Genomic DNA, 18,418 nt, shown 5'->3' on the forward strand with positions numbered 1-18,418 from the left:
AGGGCGCTGCCCTGCACCCGCGAAGGGGCAAGCCCCTTCGATCCCCGCTTTGATCAAACAGGTGTCCAGAGGACGACTATCCTTTGACGGGGTGGGGGGCAGAGCCCCGCATAGGTCCGTTCCCGCAGGGCGCTGCCCTGCACCCGCGAAGGGGCAAGCCCCTTCGATCCCCGCTTGATCAAACAGGTGTCCAGAGGACGACTGTCCTCTGGCGGGGCGGGGGGCAGAGCCCCGCATCGCTCACGCCCTGGCGAACCGCCGGTAAATGAAATCCCCATCATGACCAGCCCGAGCGGCTTCCACCACCAGAACGTGTTGATCCGAGCGGGCGCAGACAGGATCGGTGGCAGCGGCGTCGCCGGTCAAAGCGAGGGCCTGACAGCGGCAACCACCCCAATCCACTTCCTTGAGGCTGCAATTGCGACAGGGTTCGGGCATCCAGTCCGTGCCGCGAAACAGGTTGAAGAGGGGGGAATCCTGCCAGATTGTGCCCAAGGCTTCTGTCGCGACGCTGGGGAAGGTGATGTTTGGGATGGTCTCTGCGGCATGGCAGGGCAACACCTTCCCGGAGGGCGTGATGTTCACGAAGCGCTGGCCCCAGCCGCCCATGCAGGGCTTGGGCTGATCGGCGTGATAATCGGGTGTGACGTAATCAATGGCGAGGCTGTTGCCGAAACGGGCGCGCGCCTTGACGACGGCCTCGGTCGAGGCTTCGAGCTGAGCGGCCGAGGGCATGAGCAGATCGCGGTTCTTCAGGCCCCAGCCATAATACTGGGTATGAGCAATCTCCACGCGACCGGCGCCGAGGTCATGGGCGAGGTCGAGCATGGCAGGCACGCGCGCCACGTTCTCACGATGAACGACGAAATTCAGCGTGAGCGGGATGCCGCGCGCCTTGATAAGTCGGGCGGCGGCAAGTTTCTTTTCCTGAGCGCCGCGCAGACCGCCGATACGTTCCGCGCCTGTCTCGTCGACATCCTGGAAGGAAAGCTGGACATGATCGAGTCCGGCCTCATCGAGGGCGGTAAGCGTGGCCTCGGTGATGAGGACGCCGGAGGTGATGAGATTGGTATAGAGATTGAGCGAACTGGCATGGCGCACCAGCTCTGGCAGATCGTGGCGTGCCATGGGCTCGCCGCCTGAAAAATGCACCTGCAGAACGCCCAGAGCGGCGGCCTCGTCCAGAACACGCAGCCAGTCGCCGGTTTCGAGCTCGGCAGCGCGCCGTTCGAGATCGACGGGGTTGGAACAATAGGGGCAGGCAAGCGGGCAGCGATGGGTCAGTTCGGCCAGCAGACTCATGGGCGGTGGCGCAAAATTCATGCACCCAGCACTTTCTGGTCGAGCAGAGAGGCGAGAAGGGCCTGCACGTCGGTGGCGATAAGGTCACGCGGGGCCTGATAGCTCGCAGCGAGATCGTCGATGATTGCGCTCAGGGGGCACGTGCCATCGACGAGCCGCAGAATGGCGGCTGCGACAGGGTCGGCAATGAAGGCTTTTTCCGGTGCCTGGATCAGCCATACATCGCGGACGCGGTCATGCTGAAGGCGATGACCGCGGGTAAATTTCAGAACGCTGGTTTCGGAAACGCTCACGCGGCGAAGGCCTCTGGGGTATGGGCTCCGGCAAAGGCGCCGGGGGCGGGATGGCCTTCCATATACACATGCTGAAGGGCATCGAGCATGGTCCAGAGCACGTTGCATTTGAAAATCAGCGCATCGACGACTTCCTTCTGCTGTTCGGCAGTGCGGGCATGCTCCTTCACATAGGCAAGGGCGAAATCGGAATCGCGCGGGGCCTGGGTCAGGCGCGGGGCGAAATAGGCCAGGGTCTCTTCGGAAATGAAATCGTAGTGACGCAGCATGCCGGAGACGCGCTCGCTGATGATGGTGGGCGAGAAAAGCTCGGTCAGCGATGAGGCAATGGCGGCCAGAACGGAGCGGTCACGCACGTAATGCACATAGGCTTCGACGGCGAAGCCTGTTGCGGGCAACATGCCTTGCAGGCTCTCGACGTACTCGCGCGACAGACCCAGACCGTCGGTCAGCTTCAGCCAGCGCGCGATGCCACCTGTGCCGGGCTCGTTGCCGTCATGGTCTTCCAGACGGCGGCGCCATTCGCGGCGCAGTTCGGCCGTGGGCAGGCGGGCAAGCAGGGTCGCATCCTTCACGGGGATGGAGGCCTGATAATAGTAGCGATTGAGCGCCCAGGCCTGAACCTGGGTGCGGCTGAGCTTGCCGTCATGCAGGGCGCGATGGAATTCGTGGCGGTTGTGATAACGCGCGGCGCCGATGTCGCGCAGGCGGGTTTCGAGGGCGTCAGGGGTCAGAACCGTCATGAATGTGCTCCCAATGTCAGGTGCAGGCCATCTTCACCGATGGTCCAGCCTGCGTCTTCCGCCATGCGCCGTTCCGGTGAGTCCGGAAGGAGGACGGGGTTCGAGTTGTTGATGTGAATGAAGACGCGATGAGACGGCGCGTCGTGAAGCTGAGCAATGATGCCATCGGGGCCGGACATCGAGATATGCCCCATACGCAGCCCGGTCTTGGGGCTCAGCCCGGCACGGATCATCTCGTCATCGCGCCAGAGCGTGCCTTCCATAAACAGCGCATCGGCCTGACGGATGCGCGCACGGATATCAGGGGTAAGATCGGCGCAGGCAGGCAGAAAGACCATGCTGTGCCGCCCATCGCTGAGCGTGAGGCCGATCGTCTCGCCTTTCTGGCTTGGCAAGTGTTCGGCATAGAGCGGCGCCTTGCCGGGCACGTCGAACGCCGTGAGCGTGAGCCCCGATGGGGTTCCGTCCTTGTTGGGAAGCGCAATAGGGACATCTTCGTCGATCGGCAGACGTGGCACGATTTCCCGGTTCACGGCTTCGAAAATCGGGTTGGCGTCAAGCTGGGAGAGTGTCGCGGGAGTGGCATAAAGCCGGAAGGGCTCGCGCTCGCGCAATGTCAGTAGGCCAGTGATGGAGTCGATTTCACCGTTGGTCAGGACCACGCCTTGTATGGGCGTGGAGCGTACGCCCTCCTGCGCCTGCAACTCGGGTGTCGCAAGGATCTGCGCGCGCAGGTCGGGCGAGGCATTGAGCACGAACCAGCGGCGGCCATCGGCGCTGATCGCGAGAGAGGCCTGGCTGCGCGACGGGATCTTGCCCGCGCGGGCAGCGCGGCAGGCGGGTGCATTGGAATTCCATTGAGGAAAGCCGCCGCCTGCGCCGCTCCCCAGAACGATGATGTGAAGCATGGTCGGACTCAGTCAGATCAGAACAGGCGCAAGCGCTCCGGTTCGGGACGGGTCAGCCTGAAAACAGAGGCCCCAATGGGGCAGGCCAGAAACGACAACAGCCGCACGAGGGGTGCGGCTGTTGCTGATATGCATAGCGGTAAGAAGAACTTACTTCTTCTGGCCGCACACATAGGAGTTGATTTCGGCGCCGAGCGGAATTTCGGTAACCTTCGGGGTGTTCCAGGCCATGACGAGATCCTTGTGACAATCTTGAAAGTGCTTGATCAGCTATACGATAGAACCCGAAAATGGGTTGCAAGCCAAATTGATTCAACCCAATAAAATGTAACATGCTTCACGTTGACGGCAACGTTTGTGATCCCGGGCGGTTGTGCGTCGTTCATCACGGCGCCCTTCTCGTGCTGCAACCCGCCTTTCAGGAAAGAAACGCCCGCCATGTCAGGCCCGTCTCTGGCTTCGGATACGCCCACGCCTGAAGACAGGCAGATGAATGACACAAACGCCGCGTCGCCTCTTATTCCGGCCATGCCCTCAAAGGAGGAAACGGCGGAGAGCGACGCCTATCAGGCAGGGGTCATCCGCAAGGCGATGCTGCGTCACAGCCTGGGGCTGCGGGATGTCGGAATTCTCATCCTGTCGCTGCTCGCCGTGTTCTACACGCTGTATTTTGCCGCCGATATCGTGCTGCCCTTCGTCTTCGCCATGGTCGTCAATCTGCTGATGATCGGGCCTATGCGGTTTCTGCATGGTCGGCTGCGCATCCCAAAGCCGATCTCGGCGCTGCTGCTGATCATCGCGATGTTCCTGCTGGTGGTCTGTATCGGCACGGCCATCTCGGTCCCTGCCGCAGCATGGCTGACCAAGGTCCCACAGAGCCTGCCCGCGCTTCAGCAGAAGCTCGCCTTCCTGCAAGGGCCGATCGACTCCCTGCAACGCGGCTATCTGCGCGTCGTCGCGCTGATGTCGAACGGGGGACATCACCATGTGAATGCCGCAACGGCGGCGGCTCAATCGGCCTCGAACGGTGCCGAAACGCTTCGGGTCTGGGGGTCATCCTTCCTGATCGGCACGCGCGCCTTCATGGGCGAGTTCTTCACGATGCTGCTGATGCTTTTCTTCCTCATGACGGAGGGAGACAGCCTGTTGCGCCGTATCGTCGAAATCATGCCGACCTATTCGGACAAGCGTCGTCTTGTGCAGATTACCACCCAGATCGAGCGCAATGTCTCGCTCTATCTGGCGACCATCACCATCATGAATATCCTGGTAGGCCTGCTCAACCTGCTGCAATGCTGGCTGACGGGCATGCCTAACCCCCTGCTCTGGGGCGTTCTGGCTTTCCTGCTCAATTACGTGCCGATCATCGGCCCTTTGACCGGGGTGGTCGTCTATTTTTGCGTGGCACTTATCAGCTTCCCGTCCTTCCTGATGGCGTTGCTGCCGCCCGCTATCTATCTCTGCATTCATATCCTGGAGGGGGAGACGATTACCCCCATGCTGCTGGCCAAGCGCTTCACGCTTAATCCGGTGCTGGTCATGGCCTCGCTGCTTTTCTGGGACTGGATGTGGGGGATCGGCGGGGCTTTTCTCTCAGTCCCCATGCTCGCCGTGTTCAAGATCTTCTGCGATCATATCGAAGGGCTTTCGCCCATCGGCCATGTGCTCGGCGGGCCGGTGCGGCCGCGCTCCCTGCGCACCCTGGGCCCTGAAGTTACCCCCGGCTCGCCCCCCTGAACGGGGGGCTGGCCCAAGCCTCGGCCACGGCACACATCACATTCTGATCCGGCAACGGGCATGTGACATGAAATTATCATGCGCAATCTGCAGTCATAATCTATTAGAAGGCGGGTTCGGGGCTGAAGGTCGCTTGGCGCGATAGGTCGGACCGGCTATCAACTGCAACAAATCATGTCAAAAATCCTGAGCCGAGGTTTCTATGCGCTCCCTTGACGGCCTTGCCTGACAATGCAGGCACCTTTTATCCGCCGCCTTGGTCTGGCAGCGCTTATCGCCATTATCCTCCTCGGGATTGTCATCACGATCATTCATGAGCATGGAGGCCCCCGTTCGGATGGCCCCCATCCGCAGCTGACGCGCGAGAACGGTCTGGTCATCGTTGCCGATGACTCACCGCTCATGAAGCGTCTTCATGTCGCCTCTGTGAAAACGAGCATTCTCGATCATGGGCTGCGTGTGCCGGGCATGGTGCAAGCCGAGCCCCGGCGCAGCATCAATATCCTGACTCCCGTCACCGGTCATGTGATCAGCACCGATCTTCAGCCCGGACAGATGGTCCATAAGGGCGATGTGCTGGCTGTGCTGGCCTCGGGCGATCTCGATCAGGCTTATGCCGATCTGCTCAAGGCGCGTGCTCAGGAGACCTATCAGGAGCGCGTGGTCAAACGTGCGCAGGACGTGCTGGCCATCGGAGGCAATGCCCGCAAGGATCTGGACTCCGCGAGCAATGATCTCGCCCAGGCCCGTGCCGAGCGCCAGCGTGCCGAGCGTCGTCTGGAATCCCTGAACAGCCGCACCGATCAGGATGGCGAGGGGCTGGTGAGGCTTGTCGCGCCCGTCGATGGGCTGATTGCCAGCACAAACCTCGCTCCGGGGGTGAACATCACCGATGCGACAGCCGTTCAGGCGGTTCTGCTGGATATTGCGCAGCTTCAGATCGATGCTGAAATTCCCGAAGACTCCGTCGGGATCGTGTCGCTGGGACAGCAGGCCGTTGCCCGTATCACGGCCCTGCCCGGACGCCATTGCGATGCGCCCATCCTGTCGATCGACCCGGCCCTGCACAGCGACACGCGCCGCGTGATCGCGCATTTCCTGTGCGACAATCCCGATGGCATGCTTCGCCCCAATATGTTTGCCGATGTCGAGATTGCGGTAAAACAGCCCGAGATGATCATCGTGCCGAAGACTGCCCTTCTCATGAACAACGACCGTCTCACGGTCTTTGTGCAAGACGGCGCTCCCATGCATTTCCGTCGTCGCGCCGTGACGGTGAGCTATGACGAGGGCGAGAACGTGCGCGTTCTGACCGGTCTGCAGGGCGGCGAGACCATCGTCACCCGTGGCGCCATTCTTCTCAATGATAATGACTGAGCGATCAGCGCCGCAGATGAGAGTCTCCTGATCCGTGATTGCGACCCTGATTTCATGGTGCTTTGCGCGCCGTCATATCGTTTTCATATGCGCCGTATTTCTGGCGCTTGCCGGCGGCTATGCCTGGCGCGTTCTGCCTGTCGAGGCCTATCCCGATCTGGGAGCGGTCAACGTCCAGGTCACGACCCAGGTTTCCGGCCTGGCTGCCGAAGAGATGGAACAGCAGATCACGGTGCCGCTCGAGCGCGCCCTTTCTGCCGTGCCCGGTGTGACCGAGAGCCGGTCGAGCAGCACCTTCGGCCTCTCGCTCATCACGCTGATTTTCCATGACGGCGTCGATGTGTTCACCGCCCGACAGCTCGTGCTCGAACTGCTCGGCACGGCCAGCATGCCCGATGGCGTGACCCCTCAGCTCGGCCCCATCACCGGCCCGGCAGGCGAGATTTTCCGCTACACGCTTGAGTCGGATTCGATGGATCTGATGCAGCTTTCGGATGTGCAGCGCTGGATTGTCATCCCCACGCTTCAGCGCGTGCCGGGTATCGTCAACGTCAATAATTTCGGTGGGCTGACGCGTGAGTACCAGCTCGTGCTCAAGCCCGACGCGCTGCTGCGCTACGGGCTGAGCACCGATGACGTTGTGAATGCCATCAAGAACAATAACGCCAATGCCGCAGGCGGGCGCATCACGCGTGGTGAGCAATCCTACATCGTGCGTGGCGTGGGCATGATCCATACGCTGGACGACATGAAGCGCATCGTCGTGGCGCAGCATAACGGCACGCCTGTTCTGCTGAGCGATCTGGGGCAGGTGCAGTTCGGCCATCAGATCCGCGAAGGTATTCTGGGCAAGGACAACAACCCCGATACCATTGAGGGGATCGTGACCATGCTCTCTGGCGCCAATCCCTCTCTGGTTCTGGATAACGTGCATAACGTGGTCGACCAGTTGCAGGAGCGCCTGAAGCCGCTCGATGTGCGGCTGGTGCCCTATATCGACCGCGATAATCTGGTGAAGGCCACCACCCATAAGGTCGGCGAGACCATGGTCGAGGGTATTGGCCTCGTATTGGTCATCCTCACCCTGTTTCTCGGCAGTCCGCGCAGTGCGGTGGTCACGGCCGTGACCATTCCGCTCGCGCTCTCTACCGTCTTCGTGCTCATGCATTTCTTCGGCATGGCGGCCAATCTGTTCTCGCTGGGCGCCATCGATTTCGGCGTGATCGTGGACGGGGCCATCGTCATCACCGAGGCGATCCTGCGCCTGCGCGAGGAATCCCCCAAGGCCACGCTGACCAGCACCGAGGTGCTGAGTGTCGCGCGTATCGCGGGGCGCTCTATCTTTTCCTCCACGCTCATCATCATCGTGGCCTATTCGCCGCTCTTCGCCTTTGAAGGAAGCGAGGGGAAGCTGTTCCGGCCCATGGCCTATACCGTCAGCTTCGCGCTCATGGGGGCGCTGGCATGTGCGCTCTGCCTGATTCCGACACTGAGCTATCTGGCTTTGTACAAGCCTCGGCGTATCTGGCATAACCGCCCGCTCGAAAAGCTTCATCATGCCTATGAGCGCGGGCTCAACCATATGCTCGCCCGCCCTCTGGTCACCTATATCGGTGGGGGGGCAGCGCTGCTCTCCGTCGTCATTCTGGGGGCCACCGTCGGGCGCGAGTTTCTGCCCGATCTGGATGAGGGCGCGCTGTGGCTTCAGGTCCAGTTGCCCACGGGCATCTCACTGGATGAGGGTAGCCGTATTGCCAGCGAGGTACGCTCGGCGGTGCGCGAATTCCCCGAAACCTCCTATGCTATTACCCAGCTCGGCCGTAACGATGACGGAACCGATCCGTGGACCTTCTCGCATATCGAGATGCCCGTCGGGCTCAAGCCCTATGACCAGTGGGCCAGCGGGGAGACCAAGGCGCAATTCATTGCGCGTCTGCGCGACCGTCTCTCCCAGATTCCGGGGATCAGCTTCGGTATCAGCCAGCCGATCCAGGATGGCATGAACGATCTGGTAGGCGGCGCGCATTCACCCCTGGTGCTGCGTGTCTATGGCAATGATTTTCACGAATTGCGCCGTATCGGCCGACAGATCGTGAGCATCCTGCATGACGTACCAGGCACGACCGATGCCTCGATCTTCCAGGAGCCGCAGATCCCGCAGCTCATGATCACGCCCCGTCGCGAGCAGGCGGCGCGCTATGGCATCAACGTGTCCGATATCAGCACTGTCGTGCAGAACGCGATCGGCGATGGCGCGATCACCCAGGTGTATGTGGAAGACCGCGTCTATAACGCGACGCTGCATGTCGGGAACAACGACCTCACCGATCTCGCCTCGATACGTTCTCTGCCGCTGCGCTCCACTGATGGCGCGCCCATTCCCCTGGCTGAAGTAGCCGATGTGGGCCTGCATATGGGTGAGAGCAACATTGCGCACGAAATGGGTGAGCGTCAGATCACCATACGGGTCGATAACGGTCAGCGTCCCCTGTCCCAGTATCTTGAAGATGCCCAGAAGCGCATCGCCTCACAGGTGCATTTCGATCCACGCAAATATCGCCTGCAATGGGCGGGCAGCTTCGAGCAGGAGCAGCGTGCCCAGGCGCGTCTGGGTGTCGCGCTTCTGGTGATGTTCGCGATCATGCTTTTGCTCCTGTTCATGGAATTCGGGACGTTCCGCCACGCCGTCCTGGTGCTCAGTGTCGTGCCGCTTGCGACTTTGGGTGGGCTGATTGCGCTGCATCTGCGTGGCGAGACCCTCAATATCGCCACAGCAGTCGGCTTTATCGCCTTGTTTGGCGTGGCGGTGCAGAACGGCATCATCATGATCGCAGCGATCAACCGTCATCATCGCGCCGGTCTGAGCATTCATGACTCGGTGTTGGCAGGGGCGGCTGAGCGTTTTCGCCCTGTTCTCATGACCGCGACCGTAGCCAGTGCGGGCATGTTGCCTGCCGCCCTTGCCACAGGTGTCGGCACCGACGTGCAACGCGGTCTGGCCACCGTCGTGGTGGGTGGCCTTGGCATCGCAACCCTGCTGACCCTGTTCGTCCTGCCCGTCTTCTTCTTCGAGATGGAGCATTTCATCGAGCGCCGCAGGGCGCGCCGTTCGGGAGGTCTGTCATGAAGCGCCTCACGCTCCTGACCTGCGTCGCGGGTCTTGCCCTTTCGGGCTGTGCCATCGGACCGGATTTTCACCGGCCTGACATGCTCAAGAACGGGGACTATCAGAGCACGGCATTACCCGCTGCCATTCATGGCACGGCCGGGAGTGGCGCTGCCGGAGCGGCCCAGACCCTGACCGTCGGGGCTGATCTCTCTGGCGCTTGGTGGCAGGCCTTGGGTGTGCCGCAACTCGATGCGCTGGTGGCGCGCGCACTGCAAAGCAATCCGTCGCTTAAATCGGCGCAGGCCACGCTCAGGGCCGCCTATGAGCAGACGAAGGTAGCCGGTGCACCCTTGCTGCCGACCATCTCGGCCTCGTTTAACCCGACGCGTAACAAGACCTCGAAAGCGCTGTCACCCGTGCCGGGCAACAACGACTACCTCTACAACCTGCATACGTTGCAGCTGAATATCTCGTATCAGCCCGATCTCTGGGGTGGCTTGCGCCGTCAGGTGGAATCTCAGGCCGCCCAAGCCGAAATGCAGCGTTTCCAGCTGATTGCCACGACCAATACGCTCATCAATACGCTGATTGTCTCGCTGATCACCCAGTCGAGCCTCAACGCCCAGATCGGGGCAGCCAACGACATCATCGCCACACAGCAGAAGCTGCTTGGCATCATGGAAAAGCAGTTCAGGCTGGGTGATATCTCCGAAGCACAGCTTCTGGCGCAGAAAGCGGCACTCACTCAGGCCCAGGCCACCCTGCCGCCCCTGCACCTTCAGGCCGAGCAGGCGCATGACCAGATTGCGGCGCTGGTTGGCACGACGCCGAACGAGACGCTGCCCGAGATCCCGCTGGACGCCTATCATTTGCCCGCCACACTGCCGGTCAGCCTGCCCAGCGCGCTTCTGGCCCAGCGCCCCGACATACGCGCCGCAGAATCGCAGATGCACAGTGCTAGCGCGCAGGTCGGTGTGGCCATTGCCAACCGCCTGCCCAATGTGCAGCTTTCTGCCACGCCGGGTCAGGCCATCAATGCGATGAGCCAGTTCTTCACCCCCGGCTACGGCAACTGGTCGATCGGCGCGATGGTTGCCCAGCCAATCTTCCAGGGCTTCGAACTGATGCATCTGGAGCGTCAGGCGCGCGCCAATCTGCTGGGGGCTACCGAGCAGTACAAGAACACTGTGCTGACCTCGATGCAGAATGTGGCTGACACGCTTCATGCGCTTCAGGATGATTCCGACGCCCTGACGATCAGCGCGGCCAATGAGGATGCTGCGGTGCGCAGTCTGCGCATTTCACAGAGTCAGATGTCCTATGGCGATATCAGCCCCGTTCTGCTCCAGGCCGCCGTGCAGATCGAGCTCCAGGCCCGCCTCACTCTGATTCAGGCCAAGGCCACGCGTTTTACCGATAGCGTGGCCCTTTTCCAGGCGCTCGGTGGCGGGTGGTGGCATCGTAACGATACCGCTATGAAGGTTCCCTCGACAGACTGGCACGCGGCGTTCTGACATGGTTCGGGTCTCCGTGCGTCCATCGCGCATCAGGAGATCCGACGCTTATGAGATTCCCTCGCTCCTCACGCCTCACCCTGATGGGGGTTGGCTGCCTTCTTGCCTCGACAACGGCTCTCGCGGCCCCTGCTGCACCGTCGGACAACAAGGCGGCGGCCGCGTTCGACCGCCTTCTGGACGAGGAATGGCAGTACGAGCTCAAAGACGCACCTGAACTGGCGACGTCGATTGGCGATTACCGTTACAACGACCGCTGGAGCGATCTGTCCCTTACCCATATCAAGGGGTCCGTGCCTGTTCTGACGGGCTTTCTGAAGAAGTTCGAGGCTATCGCGCCAGCGTCACTCGATGACCAGCGACAGATCAGCCGTGCGATGATCATTCAGCAGATTCAGGACACGCTCGAAGGGATCCGTCTCAAGACCTATGAGATGCCGATCGACCAGATGAATGGCGCCCAGCTGGAATATCCAGGTTTCGTTTCGAGCATCCCCTTCGACACCACGAAGCAGTATGAGGATTATCTTGCGCGTCTGCGCGCTATCCCCAAGGCGATCGATCAGGTCATCGCCCTGGCGCGCCTTGGCGAAAAGGACGGGTTGATGCCGCCGCGCTTCCTGTTGGAAAAAGCCGAGCAGCAGGTGGAGCAGATTGCCGCGCCCGCTGGCAAAAAGAGCCCGTTTGGCGAACCCGTCACGAAATTCCCGGCCGCTGTGCCCGCTGCCGATCAGGTGCGACTCCGCAAGGCTATTCTGACGGCTATCGATCATGATGTGCGCCCGGCCTATCAGCGTCTCGCAGCCTTCATGAAGCAGGGCTACACCGCGCATGGCCGCGCGCAGGAAGGTGTGTGGGCGTTGCCGGGTGGCGATGCGCTGTATCGCTACGATATCCGAACCCTGACTACTACGACCATGTCCCCCAAGGAAATCCACCAGCTCGGGCTGGATCAGGTTGCCAAGATCGAGGGAGAAATGGGTGAGATTGCCCACAAGCTCGGCTTCGCCGACCTTGCTGCCCTCCGGGCGTCGGTGGCCAAGGATACGAAGCTCTATGCAACCTCGCGCGAGCAGATCATCGATCTGTATCGCAAATATATCGCGCAGATGGAGCCCGCTCTCACACGCGATTTCGACAAGATCCCGACCACCAAGCTGGAAGTGCGACCCGTCGAGCGCTATCGCGAGGCCGAAGCTGCCGGTGCCGAATACCATCAGGGAACGCCCGATGGCTCACGCCCCGGCATCGTCTTCGTCAATACCGGCGATTTTGCCAAACGCGACCTCTACACGATCGAGGACACCGCCTATCACGAGGGCGTTCCCGGGCATCACTTCCAGATTTCCACCGCCCAGTCACTGCCGCTGCCGCCTTTCCGTCAGCAGGGTTTCTATAACGCTTATATCGAAGGCTGGGCGCTTTATGCCGAGGGGCTTGGCAAGGAGCTGGGCTTCTACAAGGATCTCTACAGCGATTATGGCCGTCTGAACGGTGAGCTCCTGCGCGCCGATCGTCTGGTGCTCGATACCGGGGTGCATGACCTGCACTGGACGCGAGCCCAGATGCTGGAATTCTTCCATGCGCATCCGCCCACCAGCGAGCCGGACATGCAGGCCGAGACCGATCGCTACATCGCCTGGCCCGGACAGGCGCTGGGTTACATGCTGGGCCAGCAGACCATTCTGCGCCTGCGTGAAAAGGCCAGAACGGAGCTGGGCGCAAAATTCGACATCCGTAAATTCCATGACGTCGTGCTTTCAGGAGGCGCCCTGCCGCTGAATCTGCTTGCCGACCGGGTGGATGCCTGGATCAAGGAAATGAAGGCGCAGAACTGAAGCAGCCCGGAACCCTGCCCCTTACCTCGCCAGAGGACACGCGTCCTCTGCACACCTTTTCATCCGCAGCGGGGATCGGAGAGGGTTGTCCCTTCGCAAGGGCAGGGTGGCGCCCTGCGGGATGAGGCTCAACCGGGACTCGAGTGAAGAGCCGATCAAAAAAAGGCAGGTTTCGGAATTTCGGTCGTTCCCAGAGGTGCGGGAAACGGGCAGGATCGGGGAGATATGTCTCTGACTGCTCCCCCCCCTGGCAAGATATCCCCTGAATCATCGACAGCGCAGGATTCCGAACCGGCTGTCGATCTGAAGGCCACGCGCCCGGCGCGTTTCGTTCATGGCAGCATCATGCGCCATGTCGTGGTCATGGCGGGTACGGGGGCGATCGGATTGATGGCCGTGTTCGCGGTCGATCTCCTGAATTTCTGGTATATATCGCATCTCCACGATCCGGCCCTGACCGCGGCGATCGGCTTTGCGGCTGCTCTGGGCTATGTGCAGGTAGCGGTCTCGATTGGCATGACCATTGGGCTCGGGGCTGTCATCGGACGCATGATTGGCGCGCGTCGTATCATCAGGGCGCGGCGTTTTGCTTCTGCCTTCATGGTGGTGATGGTCGGGGTGGCTGCTGTGCTCGGCTGTCTGACGGCGGTACTGGCTTCGTTCCTGCTGGCGCTGCTCGGTGCGAAGGGCGAGGCGCTTCAGCAGGCGGCAGGCTTCCTCCATCTTGTGTCCCCCGCCTTGCCTCTCGTGTGTTACGGCATGGCGCAATCGGCGCTTCTACGTTGTGTGGGGGATGCGCGGCGTTCGATGCAGGTGACGCTGGTCGGTGCGTTTGTCTCGGCCGTGCTCGATCCGATCCTGATCTTCGGGTTTCATATGGGTCTGACGGGTGCGGCGATCAGCACCATCATTTCGCGCGGGACCGTTGTCCTGTTCGGCTTTGTGAGCCTGCGTGATCATCGGATGCTCGAGTGGCCGCGGCTATGGGCCGTTGCGCCAGCCACACGCCAGATCGGCGCTGTGGCCCTGCCGGCGATCGCGACCAATCTGGCCACGCCTGTGGGTGGGTTATTCACGACGCATTTCATGTCGCGCTTCGGGCTGGAGGCGATCTCCGGTCAGGCGACGATCGAGCGTATCGTTCCCGTTGCCTTTGCCTTCGTGTTTGCCCTGACGGGTTCTGTCGGACCGATCATGTCCCAGAATCTTGGAGCGGGCAAAAAGGACCGGGTGCGTGAAACGCTTTATGCCTCACTGAAGCTGACGGCCTTATGCGTGCTGCTGACATGGGCCATTCTGGCTCTGTTTCATGTGCCGATCCTGCATCTGTTCGCATCCAAGGGTGTGGCAATTCATATCGTCACATTGTTCTGCTGCTGGCTGGTGGCGAGCTATTTCTTCGTCGGTCTGCTCTTCGTTTCGAACACGGCATTCAATAATCTCGGTCACCCGCTCTATTCGACGGGTTTCAACTGGGGGAGGGCGACACTCGGGACGATCCCGTTTGTCTGGGTCGGTTCCCATTACGGGCCCATTGGCATTCTTGTGGGACAATCACTGGGTGTGGTGATTTTCGGCAGTTTTGCGGCGCTTACGGCATTCAGGGTAATCAGGCGGATTTGACACCCTCAGGGCACACTCACGGGCATTTTACGTCCGGTTCGCTTCTGGTCTGACAAGGGAACAGATGTATTTGCTCAAGAATAACACATCTTTTTTCATTGTTGGAGAAAGACGAGAACGGAGACGTTGATCGTTTTTTGTGGGCTGGTCGGCCAACAGACAAAGTCGAGACATAGACAGGCATTGTGCCAGTTTTCGCGAACTCGGAGGACGAAATCAGGATAGTCATTGCGTGACTGCCATATCTCTCTCACTTTGCAGCGGAGGACATGAGAGGCGTGTCGGTATACTCGATAGACTCTAAAGAGAGTATTTGTCTTACAAAAGACGAACATGCCGTTATTTTCCATGTCGCAACGAAATGGATGAAAATTTACGGGATGACGGCACTATACCTGTGCAATAAAACGAAATCCAAGCGTATTTTGTTATACATCTCATCTTTCCATCCCACCCCGTGAGACTGTAATCAGAGATCGTTGGCGCAGGGCTCAAGGCCGGACTGCAGCCTTTGTGCAATGCTGTGACTGAGAGTAGCGATGCGAATTTTATTGACAGGTGGTTGCGGTTTTATCGGATCTGCAGTGGTCAGACATCTGATACGCGACACCTCCCATGAAGTCCTGAATGTGGACTGCATGACCTATGCTGCCTCGGAAGAGACCGTAGGTGAGGTTGCGGCCGATCCGCGCTATCGCCACGCCGCCGTCAATATCGTCAATGGTGTCGAACTCTCCAAGCTGTTCGAGGAATATCGTCCCGATGCCGTGATGCATCTGGCCGCAGAAAGCCATGTCGATCGCTCGATCGACGGTCCTGGCGTATTCGTCGAGACCAATGTGACGGGCACCTACGCGCTGCTCGAGGCTGCACGCCGCTACTGGCAGACGCTGGATGCCGAGGCCCAGAAGGCTTTTCGCTTTCATCACATCTCGACAGATGAGGTGTTCGGGCATCTTGAGCTCGACGATCCGCCGTTCACCGAGACCACACCCTATGATCCGCGCAGCCCGTATTCCGCGTCGAAGGCGGCGTCCGACCATCTGGTGCGCGCCTGGTATCATACCTATGGTCTGCCCACGTTCGTGACCAACACCACCAATAATTACGGCGTCTGGCACTTCCCCGAGAAGCTGATCCCTCTGGTCACGATCAACGCGCTCGAGGGCAAGGAATTGCCGGTTTACGGCAAGGGCGAGAACATCCGTGACTGGCTGTTCGTCGAGGATCATGCCGAGGCGCTGGTCAAGGCTGTCGAGAACGGCAAGCCGGGTGAGACCTATGCCATCGGCGCGCGTCAACCGCGCACCAATCTGGATGTCGTCAAGACCATTTGCAGCGTGCTCGACGAGCTCTCACCCGATCCGGCCGGCCCGCGCGAGCGTCTGATCCGTTTCGTGACCGACCGCCCCGGCCATGATTTCCGCTACGAGATCGACCCCAGCCATGCCGAGAAGGCTCTGGACTGGAAAGCGAAGCACGATTTCGAGACGGGCATCCGCCGTACGGTTCAGTGGTATCTCGATAATCGCGGCTGGTGGGAAGGCATCCGCGCCCGCCGCTACACCGGACAGAGACTGGGAACAAAAGCATGAACGCCGTGGCTGCAACCAAACCGATGAAGGGCATTCTTCTAGCCGGTGGGTCGGGCACGCGCCTGCATCCCATGACCCTGGCAACGTCGAAGCAGCTTCTGCCCGTCTATGACAAGCCGATGATCTATTATCCGCTGACCACGCTCATGCTGGCCGGTATTCAGGATATCATGATCATCTCCACGCCTCATGACCTGCCCCAGTTCAAGCGCCTGCTTGGCGATGGATCGCAGTTCGGTGTGCGTTTCGAGTATCGCGAACAGCCCTCGCCGGACGGTCTGGCGCAGGCCTTCCTGATTGCCGAAGACTGGATCGATGGATCGCCATGCGCTCTGGCGCTGGGTGATAACCTGATCTTCGCTGATCATCTGAGCGTGCTTCTGCGCGCAGCCGCCGCGCGTCCCGAAGGCGCTACCGTGTTTGCCTATCAGGTGCGTGACCCCGAACGGTATGGCGTTGTCAGCTTCGACGATAGCGGCCGTGCAGAGCGTATCGTGGAAAAGCCGAGCGAGCCGGAATCCAACTGGGCGGTGACAGGGCTCTATTTCTATGATCACCGCGTGGTCGAATTCGCCAAGCGTGTGAAGCCGAGCCCGCGCGGCGAACTGGAAATTACCGACCTGAACCAGATGTATCTGGAAGAGGGCTCGCTGCAGGTCGACCGTCTGGGCCGCGGTTGTGCGTGGCTCGATGCCGGCATGCCGGACAGCCTGATGCAGGCTGGTCTGTTCGTGCAGACCATCCAGTCGCGTCAGGGCATGCTGGTGGGATCGCCCACCGAAGTGGCCTATCGCATGGGCTTTATCGATCGCGAGCAGCTTATGGTGCAGGGCAAGGCCAAGGCCAAGACTGAGCTCGGTCGCATGCTGCTCGAACTTGCGCATCAGTCCCAGTCCGGCCGTAACTAAGGAGCAACGCCATGAAAGTCGAACGTCTCGCAATTCCTGACGTCATCCTCGTCACGCCGCAGCGCTTCAGCGACTCACGCGGATTCTTTTCCGAGACCTATAATCATCAGAAGATGGTCGAGGCGGGGATCGACCTGACTTTCGTGCAGGACAACCAGAGCCTGTCGGTTCAGAAGGGCGTGGTGCGCGGCCTGCATTGTCAGGTGGCCCCCTATGTGCAGGGCAAGCTCGTGCGTTGCACCAAGGGTGCGATCTGGGATGTGGCGATCGATGCTCGCACCGGGTCACCGACCTATGGGAAATGGGTTGCAGCTGAGCTTTCGGAAGAAAACTGGTCGCAGCTCTGGGTGCCTCCCGGTTTCCTCCATGGCTTCGTGACCCTGCAGGAGAACACCGAGGTCCAGTACAAATGCACCTCGCTTTATGACAAGGCCTCCGAGCGCGCCGTGATCTGGAACTGCCCGCATCTGGCGATTGACTGGCCGATCAGCGCGGATGAGGTCGTTCTCTCCGACAAGGACCAGATCGCACCGCACTTCACGGAAGCCAAGGGCTGGTTTCAGTACTCATGAGCACAGCATCCGATCATCTGATTCTCGTCACGGGCGGTCAGGGCCAGCTGGCCACCTCGCTGAAGACCCTTGGCGGCGCGCGCGTGGTTGTTGTCGGTCGTCCTGAATTCGATCTCGCGGCTCCCGAAACCATTGCCGCCACGCTGGCGCGCCACACACCCTCTCTGGTGGTGAACGCGGCAGCCTGGACCGCAGTGGATCTGGCGGAGAGCGAGGTCGACGGGGCCACGGCGGCCAACGAGACCGGGCCGGCCGAGCTGGCGCGCCTCTGTGCCGCACAGGGCATTCCCCTCATCCACGTTTCGACCGATTACGTCTATGCGGGCGACAAGGGCACAGCCTATGTCGAGACCGACCCGGTGACGCCTCAGACGGTTTACGGCCGCACCAAGGCAGCGGGTGAGCAGGCGGTTCTCAGGGCACAGCCGCATAGCGTGGTCCTGCGTACGGCCTGGGTCTATTCCGGGCACTGCAAGAACTTCGTGCGCACGATGGTCAATGCGGGCGCCAAGAATACCCATCTGAAGGTGGTCGGCGACCAGTATGGCTGCCCCACCAATGCCGACGATCTCGCAAAGGCCATTCTCGGCATTGCCGATCAGATCGAGGCAGGATGGCAGGACCGATTTGCCGGGATCTACCATGCCTGCGGTACAGGCGAGACGAGCTGGCACGGTCTGGCCGTTGCGGCTCTTGAGGAAGCAACGCGCCATGGCCAGACCATGCCGGTCGAGGTTGCGGCAATCCGCACCGAGGACTGGCCGACTCCGGCCAAGCGTCCTCAGGACTCGCGTCTGGACTGCAGCAAGCTCGAGCGCGTGTTCGGTATTCGCCTGCCTGAGTGGCGCGATGGCGTAGCCCGTGCGGTCGATGAGCATTTTGCGAGCAAGCCGGTCTGA

General features: G+C 60.8%; 15 protein-coding genes. 10 read left to right on the forward strand and 5 right to left on the reverse strand.

All coding sequences use genetic code 11. The features are described 5' to 3' along the window. Window positions 1-240 precede the first annotated feature (240 nt). From pqqE to pqqA, 5 genes are all read right to left on the reverse strand, one after another. A complete protein-coding gene (gene pqqE / locus AA0535_RS10625; RefSeq protein ID WP_264816062.1) occupies window positions 241-1,323 on the reverse strand; it encodes a pyrroloquinoline quinone biosynthesis protein PqqE in 1,083 nt (360 codons plus the stop codon). Continuing rightward, the gene (gene pqqD, locus AA0535_RS10630) at window positions 1,320-1,595 is read right to left on the reverse strand and encodes a pyrroloquinoline quinone biosynthesis peptide chaperone PqqD (protein WP_264816063.1); all 276 of its coding nucleotides are present in this window, start codon (window positions 1,593-1,595) and stop codon (window positions 1,320-1,322) included. Before pqqD ends, pqqE begins: the two co-directional genes overlap by 4 nt. Beyond that, a complete protein-coding gene (pqqC, locus tag AA0535_RS10635; RefSeq protein ID WP_264816065.1) occupies window positions 1,592-2,338 on the reverse strand; it encodes a pyrroloquinoline-quinone synthase PqqC in 747 nt (248 codons plus the stop codon). The genes pqqD and pqqC overlap by 4 nt, the downstream gene beginning before the upstream one ends. Then, complete coding sequence (gene pqqB, locus AA0535_RS10640) at window positions 2,335-3,246, reverse strand: pyrroloquinoline quinone biosynthesis protein PqqB (RefSeq protein ID WP_264816068.1); 912 nt, start codon at window positions 3,244-3,246, stop codon at window positions 2,335-2,337. Before pqqB ends, pqqC begins: the two co-directional genes overlap by 4 nt. Window positions 3,247-3,396: 150 nt before the next feature. After that, window positions 3,397-3,477, reverse strand: a complete 81-nt coding sequence (pqqA, locus tag AA0535_RS10645; protein WP_023978294.1) for a pyrroloquinoline quinone precursor peptide PqqA — start codon at window positions 3,475-3,477, stop codon at window positions 3,397-3,399. 360 nt (window positions 3,478-3,837) lie between these two features. On the opposite strand from pqqA, the gene AA0535_RS10650 reads away from it, so the two are divergent. The 10 genes from AA0535_RS10650 (at window position 3,838) to rfbD (ending at window position 18,418) form a co-directional block, all read left to right on the forward strand. Further along, entirely contained in the window at window positions 3,838-4,983 is a 1,146-nt protein-coding gene (locus AA0535_RS10650; RefSeq protein ID WP_264816139.1) for an AI-2E family transporter, read from the forward strand. Window positions 4,984-5,214: 231 nt separating this feature from the next. Beyond that, window positions 5,215-6,360: an efflux RND transporter periplasmic adaptor subunit gene (locus AA0535_RS10655; RefSeq protein WP_264816070.1), complete on the forward strand. Its 1,146-nt coding sequence runs from the start codon at window positions 5,215-5,217 to the stop codon at window positions 6,358-6,360. Window positions 6,361-6,394: 34 nt separating this feature from the next. Then, entirely contained in the window at window positions 6,395-9,487 is a 3,093-nt protein-coding gene (locus AA0535_RS10660) for an efflux RND transporter permease subunit (RefSeq protein WP_264816072.1), read from the forward strand. After that, entirely contained in the window at window positions 9,484-10,983 is a 1,500-nt protein-coding gene (locus AA0535_RS10665; RefSeq protein WP_264816074.1) for an efflux transporter outer membrane subunit, read from the forward strand. The genes AA0535_RS10660 and AA0535_RS10665 overlap by 4 nt, the downstream gene beginning before the upstream one ends. 50 nt (window positions 10,984-11,033) lie before the next feature. Continuing rightward, window positions 11,034-12,821, forward strand: a complete 1,788-nt coding sequence (locus tag AA0535_RS10670; RefSeq protein WP_264816076.1) for a DUF885 domain-containing protein — start codon at window positions 11,034-11,036, stop codon at window positions 12,819-12,821. A gap of 345 nt (window positions 12,822-13,166) precedes the next feature. After that, entirely contained in the window at window positions 13,167-14,444 is a 1,278-nt protein-coding gene (locus tag AA0535_RS10675; RefSeq protein ID WP_264816141.1) for an MATE family efflux transporter, read from the forward strand. A gap of 539 nt (window positions 14,445-14,983) precedes the next feature. Next, a complete protein-coding gene (rfbB, locus tag AA0535_RS10680; RefSeq protein ID WP_264816077.1) occupies window positions 14,984-16,039 on the forward strand; it encodes a dTDP-glucose 4,6-dehydratase in 1,056 nt (351 codons plus the stop codon). Further along, a complete protein-coding gene (rfbA, locus tag AA0535_RS10685) occupies window positions 16,036-16,947 on the forward strand; it encodes a glucose-1-phosphate thymidylyltransferase RfbA (RefSeq protein ID WP_264816079.1) in 912 nt (303 codons plus the stop codon). Before rfbB ends, rfbA begins: the two co-directional genes overlap by 4 nt. An 11-nt stretch (window positions 16,948-16,958) precedes the next feature. Then, a complete protein-coding gene (rfbC, locus tag AA0535_RS10690) occupies window positions 16,959-17,519 on the forward strand; it encodes a dTDP-4-dehydrorhamnose 3,5-epimerase (RefSeq protein WP_264816081.1) in 561 nt (186 codons plus the stop codon). After that, on the forward strand, window positions 17,516-18,418 hold the full coding sequence (rfbD, locus tag AA0535_RS10695; RefSeq protein ID WP_264816083.1) for a dTDP-4-dehydrorhamnose reductase: 903 nt from the start codon (window positions 17,516-17,518) through the stop codon (window positions 18,416-18,418). The genes rfbC and rfbD overlap by 4 nt, the downstream gene beginning before the upstream one ends.

Source organism: Asaia krungthepensis NRIC 0535, from assembly GCF_025995175.1.
In the GTDB taxonomy this organism is placed as follows: Bacteria; Pseudomonadota; Alphaproteobacteria; order Acetobacterales; family Acetobacteraceae; genus Asaia; species Asaia krungthepensis.

Excerpts from the sequence above, each read along its gene's own strand:
- pqqE (WP_264816062.1), bottom strand. The coding sequence starts at position 1,323 with ATGAATTTTGCGCCACCGCCCATGAGTCTGCTGGCCGAACTGACCCAT.
- pqqC (WP_264816065.1), bottom strand. The coding sequence starts at position 2,338 with ATGACGGTTCTGACCCCTGACGCCCTCGAAACCCGCCTGCGCGACATC.
- pqqB (WP_264816068.1), bottom strand. The coding sequence starts at position 3,246 with ATGCTTCACATCATCGTTCTGGGGAGCGGCGCAGGCGGCGGCTTTCCT.
- pqqA (WP_023978294.1), bottom strand. The coding sequence starts at position 3,477 with ATGGCCTGGAACACCCCGAAGGTTACCGAAATTCCGCTCGGCGCCGAA.
- AA0535_RS10650 (WP_264816139.1), top strand. The coding sequence starts at position 3,838 with ATGCTGCGTCACAGCCTGGGGCTGCGGGATGTCGGAATTCTCATCCTG.
- AA0535_RS10655 (WP_264816070.1), top strand. The coding sequence starts at position 5,215 with ATGCAGGCACCTTTTATCCGCCGCCTTGGTCTGGCAGCGCTTATCGCC.
- AA0535_RS10665 (WP_264816074.1), top strand. The coding sequence starts at position 9,484 with ATGAAGCGCCTCACGCTCCTGACCTGCGTCGCGGGTCTTGCCCTTTCG.
- AA0535_RS10670 (WP_264816076.1), top strand. The coding sequence starts at position 11,034 with ATGAGATTCCCTCGCTCCTCACGCCTCACCCTGATGGGGGTTGGCTGC.
- AA0535_RS10675 (WP_264816141.1), top strand. The coding sequence starts at position 13,167 with ATGCGCCATGTCGTGGTCATGGCGGGTACGGGGGCGATCGGATTGATG.
- rfbB (WP_264816077.1), top strand. The coding sequence starts at position 14,984 with ATGCGAATTTTATTGACAGGTGGTTGCGGTTTTATCGGATCTGCAGTG.
- rfbA (WP_264816079.1), top strand. The coding sequence starts at position 16,036 with ATGAACGCCGTGGCTGCAACCAAACCGATGAAGGGCATTCTTCTAGCC.
- rfbC (WP_264816081.1), top strand. The coding sequence starts at position 16,959 with ATGAAAGTCGAACGTCTCGCAATTCCTGACGTCATCCTCGTCACGCCG.
- rfbD (WP_264816083.1), top strand. The coding sequence starts at position 17,516 with ATGAGCACAGCATCCGATCATCTGATTCTCGTCACGGGCGGTCAGGGC.